This is a genomic window from Micromonospora sediminicola (genome assembly GCF_900089585.1).
Lineage (GTDB): Bacteria > Actinomycetota > Actinomycetes > Mycobacteriales > Micromonosporaceae > Micromonospora > Micromonospora sediminicola.
Genome location: NZ_FLRH01000003.1, coordinates 832,785 through 849,211 on the forward strand (window position 1 = coordinate 832,785; position 16,427 = coordinate 849,211).

General features: G+C 73.1%; 20 protein-coding genes. All 20 read right to left on the bottom strand.

Features of this window, described 5'->3' with window-relative positions:
* Position 1: 1 nt before the first annotated feature.
* A complete protein-coding gene (locus GA0070622_RS04370; RefSeq protein ID WP_091568851.1) occupies positions 2–1,474 on the bottom strand; it encodes a hypothetical protein in 1,473 nt (490 codons plus the stop codon).
* Positions 1,475–1,486: 12 nt separating this feature from the next.
* Complete coding sequence (locus tag GA0070622_RS32395; RefSeq protein ID WP_176710417.1) at positions 1,487–2,407, bottom strand: hypothetical protein; 921 nt, start codon at positions 2,405–2,407, stop codon at positions 1,487–1,489.
* 213 nt (positions 2,408–2,620) lie between these two features.
* Complete coding sequence (locus GA0070622_RS04380; RefSeq protein ID WP_091568854.1) at positions 2,621–3,811, bottom strand: siphovirus ReqiPepy6 Gp37-like family protein; 1,191 nt, start codon at positions 3,809–3,811, stop codon at positions 2,621–2,623.
* Positions 3,812–3,820: 9 nt separating this feature from the next.
* Positions 3,821–4,783, bottom strand: a complete 963-nt coding sequence (locus tag GA0070622_RS04385; protein ID WP_091568856.1) for a phage distal tail protein — start codon at positions 4,781–4,783, stop codon at positions 3,821–3,823.
* Complete coding sequence (locus tag GA0070622_RS04390; RefSeq protein WP_091568858.1) at positions 4,784–6,919, bottom strand: hypothetical protein; 2,136 nt, start codon at positions 6,917–6,919, stop codon at positions 4,784–4,786.
* Positions 6,920–6,923: 4 nt separating this feature from the next.
* On the bottom strand, positions 6,924–7,211 hold the full coding sequence (locus GA0070622_RS04395; protein WP_091568861.1) for a hypothetical protein: 288 nt from the start codon (positions 7,209–7,211) through the stop codon (positions 6,924–6,926).
* Positions 7,212–7,285: 74 nt separating this feature from the next.
* Positions 7,286–7,852: a hypothetical protein gene (locus tag GA0070622_RS04400; RefSeq protein WP_091568863.1), complete on the bottom strand. Its 567-nt coding sequence runs from the start codon at positions 7,850–7,852 to the stop codon at positions 7,286–7,288.
* Complete coding sequence (locus GA0070622_RS04405; RefSeq protein WP_091568866.1) at positions 7,849–8,358, bottom strand: phage tail tube protein; 510 nt, start codon at positions 8,356–8,358, stop codon at positions 7,849–7,851. The genes GA0070622_RS04400 and GA0070622_RS04405 overlap by 4 nt, the downstream gene beginning before the upstream one ends.
* Positions 8,355–8,600 (bottom strand): hypothetical protein, encoded by a 246-nt coding sequence (locus tag GA0070622_RS04410; protein ID WP_091568868.1) that lies wholly within the window; start codon positions 8,598–8,600, stop codon positions 8,355–8,357. The genes GA0070622_RS04405 and GA0070622_RS04410 overlap by 4 nt, the downstream gene beginning before the upstream one ends.
* Positions 8,601–8,627: 27 nt before the next feature.
* A complete protein-coding gene (locus GA0070622_RS04415; RefSeq protein ID WP_091568870.1) occupies positions 8,628–9,056 on the bottom strand; it encodes a hypothetical protein in 429 nt (142 codons plus the stop codon).
* A complete protein-coding gene (locus GA0070622_RS04420; RefSeq protein ID WP_091568873.1) occupies positions 9,053–9,451 on the bottom strand; it encodes a hypothetical protein in 399 nt (132 codons plus the stop codon). The genes GA0070622_RS04415 and GA0070622_RS04420 overlap by 4 nt, the downstream gene beginning before the upstream one ends.
* Positions 9,448–9,849: a DUF6093 family protein gene (locus GA0070622_RS04425; RefSeq protein WP_091568875.1), complete on the bottom strand. Its 402-nt coding sequence runs from the start codon at positions 9,847–9,849 to the stop codon at positions 9,448–9,450. The genes GA0070622_RS04420 and GA0070622_RS04425 overlap by 4 nt, the downstream gene beginning before the upstream one ends.
* Positions 9,849–10,409: a hypothetical protein gene (locus tag GA0070622_RS04430; protein ID WP_091568878.1), complete on the bottom strand. Its 561-nt coding sequence runs from the start codon at positions 10,407–10,409 to the stop codon at positions 9,849–9,851. The genes GA0070622_RS04425 and GA0070622_RS04430 overlap by 1 nt, the downstream gene beginning before the upstream one ends.
* 99 nt (positions 10,410–10,508) lie before the next feature.
* Complete coding sequence (locus GA0070622_RS04435) at positions 10,509–11,168, bottom strand: hypothetical protein (protein WP_091568881.1); 660 nt, start codon at positions 11,166–11,168, stop codon at positions 10,509–10,511.
* Between the two features lie 59 nt (positions 11,169–11,227).
* A complete protein-coding gene (locus tag GA0070622_RS04440; RefSeq protein ID WP_091568884.1) occupies positions 11,228–12,424 on the bottom strand; it encodes an SU10 major capsid protein in 1,197 nt (398 codons plus the stop codon).
* A 54-nt stretch (positions 12,425–12,478) separates the two neighbouring features.
* The gene (locus GA0070622_RS04445) at positions 12,479–13,210 is read right to left on the bottom strand and encodes a hypothetical protein (protein WP_091568886.1); all 732 of its coding nucleotides are present in this window, start codon (positions 13,208–13,210) and stop codon (positions 12,479–12,481) included.
* Positions 13,211–13,268: 58 nt separating this feature from the next.
* The gene (locus GA0070622_RS04450; RefSeq protein ID WP_141684516.1) at positions 13,269–13,541 is read right to left on the bottom strand and encodes a hypothetical protein; all 273 of its coding nucleotides are present in this window, start codon (positions 13,539–13,541) and stop codon (positions 13,269–13,271) included.
* Positions 13,541–13,849, bottom strand: coding sequence for a hypothetical protein (locus tag GA0070622_RS04455; RefSeq protein ID WP_091568892.1), 309 nt, complete (start codon positions 13,847–13,849; stop codon positions 13,541–13,543). The genes GA0070622_RS04450 and GA0070622_RS04455 overlap by 1 nt, the downstream gene beginning before the upstream one ends.
* A gap of 18 nt (positions 13,850–13,867) precedes the next feature.
* On the bottom strand, positions 13,868–14,926 hold the full coding sequence (locus tag GA0070622_RS04460; RefSeq protein WP_091568895.1) for a VG15 protein: 1,059 nt from the start codon (positions 14,924–14,926) through the stop codon (positions 13,868–13,870).
* On the bottom strand, positions 14,916–16,424 hold the full coding sequence (locus GA0070622_RS04465; protein WP_091568898.1) for a phage portal protein: 1,509 nt from the start codon (positions 16,422–16,424) through the stop codon (positions 14,916–14,918). The genes GA0070622_RS04460 and GA0070622_RS04465 overlap by 11 nt, the downstream gene beginning before the upstream one ends.
* Positions 16,425–16,427: the final 3 nt, after the last annotated feature.

Sequence of the window (16,427 nt, forward strand, 5' to 3'; positions counted from 1 at the left end):
GTCAGTAGGCCAGGACCTGGACGGTGAGCTTCGTGCCCGCCGCGGTGGAGCCGACCTGGTCGACGTCGACGGTCAGGTACGACCCGGCCGGCCAGTTCGCCGAGATGAACGTGGACGCGACCCCGCTGTACCGGTTACCGGCGGTGATCGTCGGCCGGTTCCCGCTGGTGAACACGGCGGTGCCGTCGACGCGGACCTGGACGATCAGCGACGACCCGGTCGGCGCGGTCCCGCCGATCGACGCGACCACCGACCGCAGGGTCAACGCCGAGGCGGTGGGGTTGTAGACGCGGTATGTGCCGGTGCCGACCGTGGCGGTGTCCTGCGTCCAGGTGGGCATCACGCTGACCGCGCTGCCGCCTCCGCCGGCCCAGGTGCCGGGGGTGCCGCCGGCGGTGCACAGCCAGAGCACGCCGGCGGCGTCGACGACGGCGTCGCCGGTGGCCCAGGTGCCGGTGGTGGGCGCGCCGGTTCCGGTCTTCTGGCCTCGGAAGTTGACGCCGGAGAGGCTGTTGTAGGAGCCGCCGGCGCGGACGCCCTGCAGGCCGGACAGCACCCGGGTGGCCTCGATCCAGCCGGGCTTGGTGCTGTTCCCGGTGCCGTACGCGCCGAGCAGCGCTTCCCTGTTGGCCGCCACGGAGGGGTTGGTGGACAGCTCGAAGAACCTTCCGGTGGAAGGGCCGCCGCGGTTTTCGTAGGCCTCGAAGACCCGCCCCGCCACTCGGTTGGGCAGCGACGGCGCGGCACGCAGTTCCCCGTTGCCGTTGAACCATCCCGTTTTGATCGACTGGCCGGTGGACGAGGTGGAGAAGAACTGAACCGCGTCGGGGTTGTCGTCGGCGCCGCTGAAGGGCTGGGTGAGCTTGAGCCACGGGTTGCCGTTCTGTCCCTGCGCCGGGTCGGGCGGCTGGGCGGTGTTGCCGACGTAGCTGCCGCCGGAGGCCGGCGGGTTGAGCAGCACCGCGCCGGCGGCCGCCGACGGGGGGATCGTCCCGAACGTGCCGCCCGGGAGAACGCCGAGCAGGTCACCGACGTTGCGGCTGCCTGGTGCGGGAACGGCGACGTCGGTGAGGTTGGCCAGGCCGGTGCCGTGGCCGTTGGCCTGCGCCTTGTGGGCGGCGAGGTCCACGGCGGTGGCCAGGGCCTGGTCGCCGACGTCGGCGGGCATCCACACCCGGGGGCCGCCGCCGGCGGACGCCCACGCCCCGGTCACTCCGTCGGGGTACTGCACGCGGGGGATCTGGCCGAAGGCGCGGCCGTCGGTGGTGTCGGAGGACGGCACCGAGGTGACCGGCTGGCCGACGGCGTTGAGCAGGTCGGCGTATTGGGTGCCGCCGGTCTCGGCGTTCCACCAGACGACATCGACGCCGCCGACGACGACGGCGTTCTTGCCGGTGACCGCGCCGACGGTGACGGTGTCACCGGAGATGATCGTGTAGTCGGACGGTCCACCGCCGGCCCAGTAGCGAGTCATTCAAGATCCTTTCTAGGACGCGGCGTGCCAGACGAGGGAGCCGTCGACGGTGCGGTCCTCGGCGACGGTGACGCCGGCCGGCGTCACGACATACAGCCCGCTGGAGGTGACGCGCAGCCCGGCGACCTGGGCGCCGGACCACCACATCACTGCCGACTGCACGGGGAAGGTCGGCGTGCAGCCGGCGGGTAGGTTCGCAACCTTGGTGGTGGATCCGGCGGGGAACGCGGCGTTGGTGCGCTGGACCTTGATGTTGAGCACGCACACGCCGCCGCGGCGCTGCAGGGTGTTCTCGGTCGCGCCGAAGCCGCTGAGCATCGACACGGCGAGCAGGCCGGAGTCGTCGACGGCGTTGCGCCAGACGGTGCCGTCGGACAGGATCCACCGGCCGGTGTCGGTTTCGAACGCCGACCGGCCGGGGTGGTGCGGGGGCCGGCGGTCGGACTCGCAGAGGATCTGCCCGTCCTCGTTGAGGTACCACGCCTTGTCGGTGACCGTCGACCCGGCCAGGGTGGTGGCGTTGTTGGCGACGGTGACGGTGGCCAGCTCGATCTCGTAGATCGTGCCGCCGCCGGTGGCGGGGGTGCGGGTGGCCGCGGGCGCGCCGGCGCCGGGGGTGCCCTGGACGATCTGCACGGTGACGGTCCAGGTGGACCGGTTGAGGCGCAGCACCACCAGGTCGACGCGGGTCGACCCGGAGGTGTTGGCGGCGAGGGTCTTGGTGATGACGGCGGCGTCGTTGGCCCAGCCGTAGCCCTCGACGGCGCCCTGGCGGGAGGCGCGGATGCGGATCTCTCGGGTGCCGGTGCCGTCGGCGTAGACCAGGGGCTGGTCGTCGGGGTGGCCGAGCAGCCCGGAGGGCAGCGCCCGGCCGAGCAGCCGTTCGTGCTGGGCCTCGGTGACGCCGGGGTTCGGGTACGAGGATTCAGCCATCGGACCTCCTACGGGGTGCGGCTACGGTGGTGGTCGTGACGGCGTACGACGACTGCGACTACTGCTCGACGTGCGGCTGGCACCACGACGGCTGCTGGTGCCGCGGTGGGGTGTTGCGGGATCCCGGCGAGGTGGTGTGTGGTCGGCCGGATCCGGAGCGGGGTTCGGTCGGGTTCGGCCGCGCCGACCGGCCGTGCGTCGCCGCGGCGGCTGCTACACGGTCTCCAGCTGGTCCAGGCGGCGCGACAGCTCCCGCAGGTACGTGAGCCACGCCTGGTCGCTGGATGCCTCCTGCGTGCCGACCAGTGCGGTGACGATCTCCCCGGCGTCGGGGGTCGCCTGCAGGTGCACGGCGCGGACCACGTCGGTGACCGTGACGCCGGAGGCCAGCTCGACCGAGACGCGGTCGCCGAGCTGGTAGTGCACGCCGTAGCGCTGGTCGGGGGTGTCCACGGTGACCGAGGACAGCCGGCCGGTCTCGGCGCCGCGGGTCAGGGCCTCGTCGCCGGCCTGGTTCAGCTCGGTGGTGTCGGCGGCGGTGTCGGTGGACTGGCGTTGGTCGACGAACGTTTCCATCCGCCCCCAGCCGGTGGCCGCGGTGGCGTTGACGCGCTCGACGATGACCCGGGACGTGCCGACGTCCTTGCCGCCGACGATCGCCACGGTGGCGGTCGGGGCCGCCGGCTCGTACCGGTAGGAGCGCAGGTTGTTCAGGCCCGGGGAGAACCGCACGCTGCCGGACAGGTCCTGCGCGGCGTACACGTCGAACAGCAGCTGGTTGGACGCGATGTCGTGGCGGGTGCGCATGCCGAGGCCACCGCCGGCGATCGCGGCGGAGCGCAGCACGTCGCCGAGCGGCTCGAAGCGGGTCCCCACCTTGATGGACGCGCCGAGGCCGGCGCCGGAGCCGAGGAGCAGTTGCGGCACCCGCCGCGCGGGCAGCGCGCCGGGGCCGGCGTTGCCGTTGACCAGGGACCGCATGATGTCGCCGGCCTCGTCGGTGGCCGTCCACCGGGCGGTGGAGGTCTGCGCGGTCGCGGCGGCCGCCGGGTTCGGGTAGGTCACGCGGGCCACGACGGCGGCCAGGTCGTCGGCGAACTGCACCTCGACGGTGCCGGGCCCGGCCGCCGAGCCGGTGACCGCCCAGTCCTCCGGGCCGGGTTCCTCGATCGGCCCGGCGCAGAACACGACGCCGTCGCGGATGACCACGACCCGGTTGCCGGGGGCGAGCTGGGCGGCGGACACGGCGGTGCGCGGCGCGGTGAACGTGCCGGTGGCCGGCTCGTTGAACCGCAGCGTGATGTCCACCTCGGTCCACCCGTCGATCGGATCACCGATGACGGTGAGGTTCCGGTCGGTGATCAGGATCGTGATCCGCGCCGGGCCGCGCAGCAGCAGAGGCATGGCGTCCTCCTACGCGGTCTCGTAGCGCGGCACGTACGACAGGGTGATCTTTGTTCCGGCGGCGGCGCCGGCGACGGCGAACTCCACGTCGTTGACGCCGGGTTGCAGTCCCCACAGCACCGCGCCCGGCCAAGACAGCTTGTTGCTCCAGTTCGCCCCGCCCGGCCCGCGTACGGCGGGCGGGTCGGTGGTGATCGTGGCGACCTGCCCCGCCGTCAGCGTGCCCGTCAACGTGAAGCTCTCGCCGGTGCTGTGGTTGGTGGCGACCACCGCGGTGGCGGGGCCGATGATCGTCCAGGTTGGCCAGGCCTCGACGTCGCCGGCGTTGTGGGCGGTGGTCACGCCCAGCACGCTGGACGGGCTCACCGTCAGGTACGGCGACAGGTAGGACACCGGCGCGCCAGCGTAGGAGTACGGGATGCTCTCCGCCTTGACGTCGCGCCAGAACGGATCCGGGCAGTACAGCGACAGCACCGCGGTGTCCCACAGCCAGCCCTGCCCGGGCTCCCCGTCGAAGCCGGCCTGGTAGTAGCACTCGATCTCCCGCGCCGAGCCGTCCGGACGCAGAGCGCGCAGCCGGCCCGGGCCGCGGCGCCGGGTCGACACGATGTCGGTGACCAGGCTCCGCCAGCCCCCCAGAAACTCCATGTGGGTGTCCGCGCGCACCCGCATCGGCACGATCATCGTGCGCGGCTGCGGCTGGATGTGCCGCACCCGAGTGCCGCCGCGCGGGTGCGGGTCAGCCACGATGGCCACCGGCGCGGCGCCGGTGACGTTCGACCACCCGTCGAGGGTGAAGTGCAGCTCGGCGTCGCTGGTCAGCTGCACCTGCCGGTCCTCGCCAGGCACGACCCACACCAGCTCGAAGCGGCCGCGGTCGCGCGGTCGCCGCGGCGGCGACGGTGTCGGCACCGGGGTGGGCGCCGGCGGCGGGTCGGTGGGCGAGGTGATCACGCCGACGTACACAGGCATCTACCGTGGCCTCCCCAACCTGTTGAGGGCGTCGCGGCGGCGCTCCAGCGCCTCCATGTCGTGCACCGTCCAGTTGGCCTGCTGCGGATACACGGCGATCCGGTTGTCGTTGGTCACCTGTGCGCCGCCGGCGGCCGCGCCGGCGGGCGTCACCTGCTGGCCGTACCAGCGGGCGGCGCGCTGCAGGATGTCCAGCGACCGGGCCGGGTCGCCGTAGCGGGGGATGAACGCCTCCCCGCCGGTGGCCGGCTCCGCCCACGCGTAGCGGGCCGGGGAGACGGGGGCGGCGATCTGCGCCTCCCGCAGCCGCCCCCACTGGGCGTGCTCGACCACGCCACCCCACCGGCGCAGCTGGGTGCCGACCCCGGGGATGTACTCCCCGGCGGACGTGATCCGGGTCCGTACGGTGATGACCCGGCCGTCGAGCTGCCGGATCCGCTTCTCGAAGCCGATGATCTGCCCGGTGGCCTCGTCGGTCAGCGCCCGGACCTTCGTCTCGACCTTCGCGGGGATGGCGAACAGCTGGTCGGCCAGGCGCCGCGCCTCGCCCTTCTCCACGCCCATCGCGTCGGCGGCGCGCAGGAACGCGGCGCGGGCCCGGGCGCTGGCGGCGTTGGCCTGCTCGTGCGAGCCGGTCTGGCGCAGGATCGCCTCGGAGCTGGACTGGGCGGCCTCGGCCATGCCGAGCAGCGCGGAGCGGTTCTTCCGCCCGGCCTCGGTGTTCGGGTCGATGCCCTTGTCGGCGCCGTCCTTGGCCGCCTTCGCGACCTGGTCGATGGCCTCCTCCAGGCGCAGGTTGGCCTGCTCGGCGTTGATGTTCTCCGCCGTCATCCGGCGCATCATCTCGTCGAGGGACTCGATGTCGGCGGCCGCGCCGGCAGCCTCGTCGCCGGCGGAGGTGAAGGAGCCGATCAGCTCCTGCAGGCCGTCGGACAGCCCACCGCCGGAGGTCTTGGCCGCCTCCTGCGCGGCGACCAGCTCGCCGAGCTTGGCGACGTCGCCGGAGATGAACGCGGCGAACTTCTCCATCCACCCGTAGGCGGCGGTCAGGGCCTCGATCGTGCCGGCGATCGACCGGATGCCGAACTCGAAGACGGACCACAGCATCAGCAGTGCGTCCGCGCCGGCGGCGGAGTGCTCCGACAACCCTTCGAAGGTGTCGCCCAGCACGTCGCCGACGCGGGCGCCGATCTCGCCGAGGGCGTCGACGGCGGGCCCGGCCCGCTCGGCGGCGGTCGCGAAGCCCTCCACGGCCCGCCCGGCTCCGCGCAGGAAGTCGTCGGTCAGCGGGGTCAAGTACTTGGAGGTGGCCGAGAAGGCCCGCTCCAGGTCGCCCTCCATACCTTCGATGCCGCTTCGGACCTGGCCCAGGGCGTCGAGGGTGGCCGGCACGAAGGACACGCCGGCGCGTTGCATGGTCTGGGCGAACAGGTCCCCGGTCTCCTTCGCGGAGGCCTGCACCTGGGGGTGCTTGGCGGCGATCGCGATGCCGCCGACGATGCCGCCGGCGCCGGCCGCCCCGACGATCGCGCCGCCGACCGCGCCGCCGACAAGCGGGGCGGCCGCCGCCGCGGCGGCGACCACGCCGGCGCCGATCGCGGCCTGCGCCTGCGGCGGCAGCTCCCCGAACACCGCCGACAGGGCGGAACTGATCGGCCCGCCGGCGCGGGCCAGCCCTGCGGCGAGGCCTTCGGCGAACCGGGCGCCGTAGCGGATGCCCTGCTCTTTGCCCTCGTCGTCGTTGAAGTCGATCAGCTTGCGCAGGTCGACCTGGCCGCGCTGCTTGCCGCGTTCCAGGGTCAGCTTCTCCGACAGCTTGGCCCGCTCGGCCTCGTCCGCGGTCGCGGCGATCTGCCGGGCCAGGTCCCGGATGCCCTCGGAGGTCTCGTCGATCTGCCGATCCAGCCGGGCGGCGTCGGCGCGCAACCGGTCGAGGTCACGGCCGGCGTCCTTGGCCGAACCTCCGAGGTCCTCGGTCGACTCGGTGGCGCGGCCCAGCTCGTCGCCGGTGTCCTTCGCGGAGCCGGCGACGTCGTCGAGGGCGCCCTCGAGATCCTCGGCCGCGTCGGCAGCACGGCCCATGCCGCGCACGAACGGCCGCTCGTCGACGTCGAGGCCGACCTTGGTGGTGCGCAACCGGTCACCTCCTCGGCATCAGCCGCACCGCGTGGATCATCGCGGCGGGGAACTGCGGGTTCAGGGCGGCGGTGTCCCGCTCGGAGCGCTGCAACGCCGCGCAGCAGTGGCACTGCGCGGGGTGGTTCGGCACGGGCAGGTACACGCCGGTGCCGAAGATGTTGTTGAAGTCGTTGGCCGGGGCGGTGGAGATCTCCAGCGGCTCCCCGCACCGCTGGCACAGCCCCGCCTCGTACGCCTCCAGGGCGAGCATCCACGCGACCTGCCGCGGGTCCCACTCGGTCTCCGGCACCGAGCGGGTGAGCCGGCCGCCGCCGTCGTGTTCGTAGGCGGTGGCCGGCTCCCAGCCGTCGAGGCGCTTGAGGCTTACGCCGAGGGTTCGGGCGAGCCGGAGCCGCTGAAGGAGTCCGGGGTCCTCAGCAATCCGGCGACGGAGAAAGGGAGGTCCTGGTCCTGGACGTTGAGGTTCCAGCAGGCCCGCCACAGCTTCTGCCACTGCGGCCGCGACAGCAGCTCGCCCTCCAGGTCCAGCAGCGCCGCCCAGGTGGCGTCCTTGAGCTGCGGGGACACGGTGCTCAGCCGCACCAAGACCGGGAGGAACGTCTCCCGGTTGACCTGCATGCGCAGGTCCTCCTCGTCGCCGTCGCGCGGCTGGTGCTCGGCCACCAGCTCCGCCCACCGCTTCGGCGCCAGCGCCCGCAGCTCGAACGGCACGGTCGCCGCCTCGATCTCGCCGCGCAGCTGCTCCATCCGGCGCAGCTTGTCGTCGGTGCCGTCGCCGGCGATACGCGGGTCGCCGGCTGCCGCCGCCTTGGCCTTACCGACCTCCTTGGCCAGCTGCCGCCACTGGTTGACCAGGTCGCCGCGGGTGCAGATCGCCACGGTGTCCTCTGCCGGCTTCGCGCCGGTGAGGATCGCGTCGACGTCGCTCACGCCACCACCGCCACGTCCATCTGCACCTCGTTGCTGACGAACAGCCGCTGCGTGGCGGTGTGCACGCTGTTGGCGCCGTTCCAGTTCTTCATCGGCTCGCCGGCCTCGATCGGCCACACGTCGGTCAGCTGCGCGATCGCCCACGCCGTGGTCCGCGGCACGCCGTAGCGGGCGAGGATGAACCCGGTCACGCCCTCGGCGAGGGTCAGGTACGCCTCGTTGTTGTCGGCGTCGGCCGGGTTGTGGACGTACACGACGGTCAGCGACCGCGACTTGCGGCCGGGCTTCTCGAAGTCCTGCACCGTGGCGATCCGCGAGTCGGTCACGGTGGCCTGCTCCCCGGAGGGCTGCCAACCATCGCCGGTGATGTAGCCGTGCAGCGGCTGCGACGTCACCGCGTTGATCTCGGTCAGCTTCGGCGACGCCGGGTCGACCAGGCTGGCCACGTACACCAGCGTCAGGGTGCCGTCGGACTTGACGGACGTGGGCAGCAGCGGCGACGTCATCGGGTCTGCTCCTGGCTCTCCGCGCCGGTCGCGGTGTCGGCCGCCGCGCTCTGGGCGCGGCGGGTCTTGGGCTTGGCCTCGGCGGCGCCGGACGGCAGCGGCTGACCGAACGCGTCGACGGCGTCGACGGCGTCGAGGATCTCGACGTCACCGCGGTCGGCGAGCTGCTGCGCGCGCCGCCGCGGCAGCGACGACTCGGTCTTGGTCTTGGGGTCTCGCACGCGCACGAACTCAGTCGGCACGACTCCTCCAATGGGTGTGGTGCCGGACTAGCCCGGCAGGGTTTCGAGGCGGAACACGTACACCTGGTCGACCACCAGGCGGCCCGTGGACTCGTCGGCCCGGACCGGCGGCGAGTCGAGGTAGCGGATCGGAAAGCACTGCCGGCCGGCGATGACCGGCACGGTGTCGAGCAGCGCGTCGACCACCTGCTGAGCGACCGCCCGGGCGGCGATGTCGTTACCGCCGACGCAATGCGCGGTGATGTCGAACACCGCCCGCGTCGTCGCGGCGACGATCGACGGGCCGAGCGCGAAGCCGGGCCGGATCTGCACGGCCACGTACGGCGGCTCGGCCTCGTCCGGCACGATCTGCCCGGCGTCGTCGGGCTCCTCCGGCGGATACACCGTCAGGTCCTCGCGGGCGCGCAGCAGACCGAGGATCGTATCGGCGTGGGCCTGGATGTCGACGCCGGTCACGTGCGGCCGTCCAGGGCGTCCGCTGCGGCCTTCTCCAGGCCGTGCTCCCAGTCGGGGGTCCAGATGTCCAGCGCCGGCCCCAGATGCGCATACGGCGGGTTGTTGATGGTGCCGTACTCCAGGATGTTGCCCAGCGCGCCCTGGCGGCGTTCCTTCTCCGGGCCGATCTCCGCGGCCACGCCGTCGCCGGCGCCGCGGTCGTCGACGTCGTAGGTGATCGCCTGCGGGTAGTCCGGGGCGTGCGCCAGCCCGGAGGCGAACTCCCGGGAGGTGTCCTTGATGCCGCGGGCGGAGAACTCGGTGGCCTTGACCAGGTTGCGGTGCGCGTCGGCCGGCACCTGCTCCAGGTGCGCGCGAAGCCGGTTGACGTCGGAGGCATCCAGGTCGATGTTCACGACGTGCGCTCCTTGACCTTGAGCCGGCGGGCGGTGGCGTCGGCGTGCCGGTGCGGGGCATCGACGACGAACACCCGCCCGACCAGGTCTGGGTCGCCGGTCGAGGCGGTGATCACGCACTCGTCGCCTGTCTGCGGCACCGGGGCGGCGCCCATCGGGATGTGCACCTCCACGCCGACCATCACCACCACGGCCTCCCCGACAGTGGCCGGCGCGGCGGTGGGTGAGGGCTGCTTGAGCCGGCACTTGCCGGCGTACCCATTGGCGTAGACCGGCGTGATCTTCCCCGTGGCCGGGTTGGTGGAGGTGCCGGTCTTGCGACGAAACTGGCACGTGTCGCGCATCCGCGCCTCGGCGAGGCGGCGGCCGCGGGCCACCGCCTGGTCGAAGCGGCCCATCAGCGTCGCCGCCCGTACTGGCGGCGCAGCGCCGCGCGCAGCGTCGGCGTGCCGTCCATGTGCGTCGACATCGCCGCGTAGGTCGTGGACCAGTCGTCCTGCGCCTCGGCCTTGACCCCGGCCGGGTTGTACGGCACGTCGCGGATCAGGCCGAGCACCGCCGAGCGGGCCAGCTGCAACTCCTGCGACCCGTCCGGGTAGCCGTGGGTGTAGACCACGGTGACCGGGATCAGATCGCCCGGGCGGTCCGACCAGCCGCAGCGCCGGTACAGGCGGGTTCCGTGCAGCCGGTACCCGGCCGCGCCGGCCGCGATCGGGGAGCCGTTGTAGTCCACCGACGTGACCGCCTGGACCGGGAACTGCGGCAGGGGCAGCCACTGGCTCGGGCCGGCGGTGAGCACCGCGGTGTCGTCGACGACCTCGACGATGCGCTGCCCGCCGGCGGCGGCCTGGACCACCGCGGTGGCGCACTCGATCAGCAGGGTCACCTGCGCGTCGGGCAGGTCCTGGTCGTCGAGCAGGTTCTTCAGGTCGGCCGGGGCCGCCAGCTGGTCCGCCACCGAGTCCCCCTCTCCTGAACCAGGTGTTCAGTGCTGAACACCTGCCGTGGTGCGGGCTCGGCCGGCAGGGGTGCTCCTGCCGGCCGAGCCCGGTCCGGGTCAGCCGCGGCTGCTGCCGGTGGCCTTGGTCGCCTTGGCCGCGCTGGCCTTGGCGGCGGCGGTGGCCTTGGTCGCCTTCGCCGGGGTGCTGGCGCTGTCGCCGGCGCCGCCGGCGAGCGGATCCGGGTCGGGCACGGCGACCCCGCCCGGCGTGGCCGGGGCGATCACCGTGCCGTCGTCGACGAGCGCCTCCGGCACGGCCGGCGGCTCGGTCTCCTGCCCGCCCATGACCTTCTGCAGCTCGACGACCAGGCCCTGGCGGGTGTTCAGGCCCTTGGCCTGCTCCATGTCCAGGGCCACCCGGGCGCGGGCGAGGTCCTCACCGACCCAGTCGAGGATGTCCTCGGCCGCGCCGGCGACGATGACGTCCCGGTCGATCTCGTCCGGCTCGACCAGGCCCGGCACCGGCCGGGCCGCCGGCGTGCCGAACCGGTTGGTCGGCCCGTCGGTCTCCGCCGACGCGTCGACGTCCCCGTCGCCGTCGCGCAGGCTGATCGCGCCGGCGTCGAGCAGCCGCTGACGCTGCTCGTCCGACACGTCGTCCGGCAGCGGCGCCCCGTGCGGGACGTCGACCAGGGCGCGGCCGGCGCCCACCTGCGTCTCGACGGTCACGTAGCCGGCCGTGACGACGTACTGCTCCTTGTCCTTGGCCTTCGCCATGATGCAGCGCTCCTTTACGCCTTGAGATTGACGATCTCGGGTGGTGGGCCGGGCGCTGCTCAGCCGTTGGCCTTCAGGTTGATGATCTTGCCGTGCTTGCGCTCGTTGCCGTAGGCGAGACCGACCTCGCCGTAGAGCTGGTTCTTGTCGTAGGCGCCCGTCTTGGCCAGGGGCTCCTCGAACATGTGGCCCTTGCCGGGGACCTCCAGGTACACCGGCCGGCACTCCTCGAGGGAGACGACCTGGACCACGTCGGCCGGCATGTGCCGGTTGAGCATGACGTTGAGGATTCCGAAGTCGGTCTCGATCCGGTTGACGGTCACACCGCCGACGGTGGAGATCTCCTTGGTCACGTAGCCGGCCGCCACGTAGGCGTTGGTGATCGCCAGCTTCTGCGAGGCTCCCACCATGATCGTGGCGGTCTCGGACTGCATGATGCCGCCGTTGTTGTAGACGGTCATCAGCAGCGCGTCCACCATGGTCTTGGTCAGGGCCACGCCCTTGGCCCAGACCACAGTGCCGTTCGCGGTGATGTCGACCGGCGCGCCGTCCTTGGTCAGCGACACCTTGAAGTCGCTGGCGGTGAATCCGCTCGCGACGACGTAGTAGACGGCGGTAGTGGTCAGCGGGGTGGCAGTGCCCACCGAGGTGAACCGGATGCTGTCGCCGACGGCCAGGCCGTGCGCGGCCAGGGTGATCAGGTCCGTGGTCGCGGCCGCCGTTCCGGTCGCGGTGACGCCGGCGGCGGCGTCGACGACGTTGGACGACGTGGCCGCGAGGATGCCCCGGGTCTTGCGGGCGGTCAGGTTGTCCGCCGGCAGCTGGTAGATGCCGTTGACGAACGACCACTCGATGTCGCGGACCATCTGCTTGAGCATCAGCTCGGTCTGCCAGTCCAGCTCGTCGACGACCGGGTTGGCCGCGCCGGCGGTGGCCAGCCCGCCGAGCCGGCCGGTGGCCGCCCGCTTGGTGTAGGACACCCCGACGGTCTCGTGGTGGATCTGCGTCACGTTCTTCTTCTGACCGCGGATCCGGTTCTGCGCGGTCGGCGCGTCCTGGCCCTCCAGGGCCACGTTCTGCCCGGCGGCGCGCAGGTCGTACTCCGACCACTCGAACTCGGTGTCGGTGGTTTGCCCGCCGCCGGTCAGCCCGCCGATCGCCGAGAAGAACGGCGTGTCCGACGGGGTGAGCAGGTACAGGATGCCCGTGTAGTTGGGCAGGTTGTAGGTGGTGCCGAGCGCGGTGATGCCAGCCATCGCTGGTCGCTCCCTTCGATCGTTCCTTGGGCGCGGCCCGCGCCGGCCCTTCGGTTACTGCTGGACGGTCAGCTTCTGCTTCTGCAGACGGATGACCTCACGGACGTTGCCGGCGGCCTGCGCGGCCGCGATCAGCGCTTCCAGGTCCGCCGGCTGGTTGCCCCGGGTGCCCTGCGTCGGGTCCGGAGCGGGGTTACGCGGCCCGGCCGGCGCGCCGGGGAACAGCTGCAGCAGCGCGTCCGCGTCCGCTTCGAGCTCTTCCCGGGTGGAGCCCTGCAGACGCGCGGCCTGCTGCGGCGTGAGCCCCTTCGCGGCGGCGACCTCGGCAACTGAGCGCGCCCGCCGCTCCTCGGCGAGCTCCTTCTCGTACGAGTCGAACCGCTCGTTCAGCAGCTCAAGGTCGCTCTTGCCCTTCTCGTGGTCGCCGTCGCCGAAGGCCGCGGCGAGCCGGGAGAAACGCTTCTCCAGCGCGATGCGAGCTACCCGTTCCTCGCGCAGCGCCTTCTCGCCGGCGGGGCCGAGCGGCTTGTCCTGCGGGTCGCCGCCGGTCGGGGCCGGGTCGGCGGGCGGCTGGCCGCCGCCGCTGCCGGTGCCGGGGTTGGCCGGCGGTGCGCCTGTGCCTGGGTCCGCCGGTGGCTGACCGGGGCCGGGGGCGGGTGCCGGCGGGTCGGGGGCGGCGCCGAGCTGCGGCCAGATCAGCCGGCCGGAGCGGGTGCGGCCGAGCGCGCGCAGCGGGTCGCCCGTGCGCGGGTGCCGCAGATGCGGATGGGTGGGCAGGTGGGTCATCGCGACCTCCGGTAGGTGGCCACAGCATCGCGCCGGGCCAGGTGATGTGTGCGGGCCCCTACTCGCCGGGGCCCTTGACGTCGACGGAGAAGACGGGCAGCGGGCCGTACACGGCCAGCCACACCGTCCCGCCGGCGGCGAGCTTCTCCAGGTCCCCGTCCTCCAGCCGCAGCCGCACGCAGACCCGGGGTAGGCCGGTGTGCTCGCCGGTGTCCACCAGCACCTCGACCGGTGCGATGTCGGTGTCGGTCAGGTCACCGGACGGGCCGGTGGCCACCATCCGGCGGGCACCGGGCCACATCTCGTCGTCGGGGATCGGACTCGGGCGCATCAGACGCGAGGCGGCCAGCACCAGGTACCCGGCGGGATCGTGCCGCCGGTCGGCTCGTGTCCGTCCGCGGGCTCACCCCGCTTCCGCGAGGTCACCCAGTGCTGCTGGATGCCGTCGAGCTGAACCACCAGGTTGGCGGTGCCGGAGGCCGGGTCGAAGACGGCGGTGACCATGGCCGGGTAGATCTGGCCGGCGCTGACCGGGTTGCGGTGCTTCTGGACGGCGGTCGCGTCGCTGCCGGAGGTGATGCTCGCGACGTCGGCGTCGCTCAGCCGGTAGTGGACGATGCGGCCGATGGTGGGCTGCATGAGGTCTCCTTCGGTCGGTCAGCGGATGTAGCCGAAGCGGCGCAGGAGGCGGATCGCTTCGTCGCGGTCGTCGCCGGCGGCGGTGAGGATGCTCTCGGGCATCAGGCGGGGCGTGCGGGCCTGCCGGTAGCGGCCGCCGTCCTTGACGCCGCGCTCTCGGGCGCCGAGGCGGACGCCGGCGACGCCGCGGGTGGTGGTGCCCTCGGTGGTGGTGTAGACCTGCCGGCCGTACACGTCGCGGGTTGCCAGCTGCCCGCGGTCGCGGCCGCCGCGCAGCATCCGCGTCTCGGCGGCGGTGAGGCGGGCGCCGGCCGGGGCGAGGCCGAACGCGCCGCGGCGGGCGTTGACGACCTGGCCGATGTCAGCGCCGAGACGGATGGACGCTGCGCCGGCCTTGGTGAACTGCCGGTCCTGCTCGTCCGGTGTGAGGCTGTCGAACCAGGCCCGGGGGTTGGTGGCGATCGCGTCGACGGTGTCCTCGGCGGCGGGCACGTGGACGCAGTCGCAGCACGGGTGCCGGTCGAAGGCCTCCGCGCTGCGGTAGCGGCGGCCGGCGAGCACGACGCAGCGGCCGCAGGTCTTCCCGACGACCATCCGGATGTAGGTGTCGACATCGCGGGCGGCCATCGCGGTGGCGTCGGCGGCCCGGCCGGCGTCAGCGACCTGCGTCCGGACCGCCGTCTCCAGGGTGGCGTATCCGCCGGCGAGGGCCCGCTCGACGTCGACGCCGGCACCGATCGCGGTCAGCGCGGTGATGGCCGGCTCGTACAGCAGGGACGGCAGGGGCCGGCCGTCGGAGGCGATGCCGGCGAGCGCGGCCGGCACCACCCGCGCCCGCGCCCGAGGGTCGGCGCCCTGGGCGTCGAGCACCGCGTCGAGGTAGCTGTCCGCGGTGACCGCGGCGGCGAGCTGCGCGGCCGCGGTGACGGGCACCAGGTCGCCGAGCTGGGCGGCCCAGCTGCGGGCGATCGCGTCCGGGTCGACCCGGGACCACAGCTGCCGGGCGACGACGACCAAGCGGCCAACGATCCGCCGGCGGCGGCGGTAGTGCTCGCGGGCGACCTGCTCAGCCGACACCGGCCGGCTCCGGCTGCGGCGCCGGTGCCGGGACCGGCGCGGGTGGCGCCGGCGGCTCGACCGGGGCCGACTGGCCGCCCATGCCGAGGTTGATGATCTCGCGGACCGGGTCGCGGTCGGCCTCGGCCGCGTCCTCGGCCTGCATCCGGCGGATCTGCCCCTGGCTGTAGCCGAGGTCCTCGCGGGCCTGCCGCTTGGTGATGATCGGCTCGTCGCCGCCGAACACCTTGCGGACCGCGTCAGCGGCCTGCGCCCGGGTGGGCGTCGACGGGTCCCGCCAGATCGTCTCCAGCCGCTTGGTGGCCGGGTCCCAGTCGCCGTCCTGCAGCCGGCGCACGTGCCGGTTCACGCGCTTGTAGGAGCCGCTGAACGGCACGGTCTTGCGCTCGGCCCGCTTGATCAGCCGGGCCTCGGCCGCCCGCCACGCCTCCGCGCTGGCCGGGGTGTCGGTCACCACCCCGAACGCGGTCGGTGGCAGGCCGACCAGGGCGGTGGCGTGCTTGGCCAACTGGGTCAGGGACTGGTGGAAGTTCGCCAGGCTGGAGGCGGCGAACTCGTGGGCCTTGATGCCGCCGCCGTCGGTGTCCTCGCCGCCGCCTTCCAGGGTGAGCAGCTTGCCCATGATGACCTGCAGCGCGGACTGCTTCTGACCCTTGTCGTCGACCAGGTCGTCCTCACCGATGCCGAACAGCGCGCGCAGCGGGATCGCGTGGAACTCCGCGGCGACCATCATGTCGCTGGCCAGCTTGTTGGCGGCGTGCGACAGCGTCAGCAGCGGGATCGTCAGCTCCGACTTGCCGTACCGGTCAGCCAGGCGGCCGCGGTTGGTCAGCGGGGTCACGAGGACCTCGCCCACGTTGTGCACGTCCCGGCCGATCTCCCGCCAGCCCTGCGGGCCCCGGTCGAACCAGACCGTGTGGTTGGGCATGTAGAGGGTGGCGTACTCCTGCGGCAGCCGGATCAGGCTGTCCGGGTCCTCCACCCAGCGGCGCAGCGCCGCCCGCGGCGCCCGGGTGCGCGGGTCGATGTCGGCGTACATCTCCAGCGGGGACTCCACCGTCACCAGCGGGGTGTCGTCGTCGTCCTCGTTGGTGCCCACCGCGATGTAGGAGCGGCGCATCACGAGGGCGTCGAGGCGGCCGAGCTGCGCCTCTTCGTCGAGGTCGTTGTCCTGCCACACCCGCTGGAGGTTCTTGTCCGCGGTGGCGCTGGCCAGCTCGTCGGCCGGGGTGTCCGGATCCGGCTCGTCGTCGTCCTCCGGGTACCGGAACCCGAGCACGTCCAGGCGCTCTTCCAGAGGGTCGACGGCGAGCATCGGCCAGCCCAGCGACACGGCCTGGAGCCGTTCGCCGACCTCCCGCAGGATCTCCGGGTGGATGTAGTGCAGCGGCGCGCTGCCCTCGTAGAGGGCGTTGAGCTCCTGCAGCTGCGGCAGCTCCCGGTCGTGCCGGCTGGCCAGGTGGGTGACCCATCCCAGGTCATCGGTGGGCAGCGGCATGGG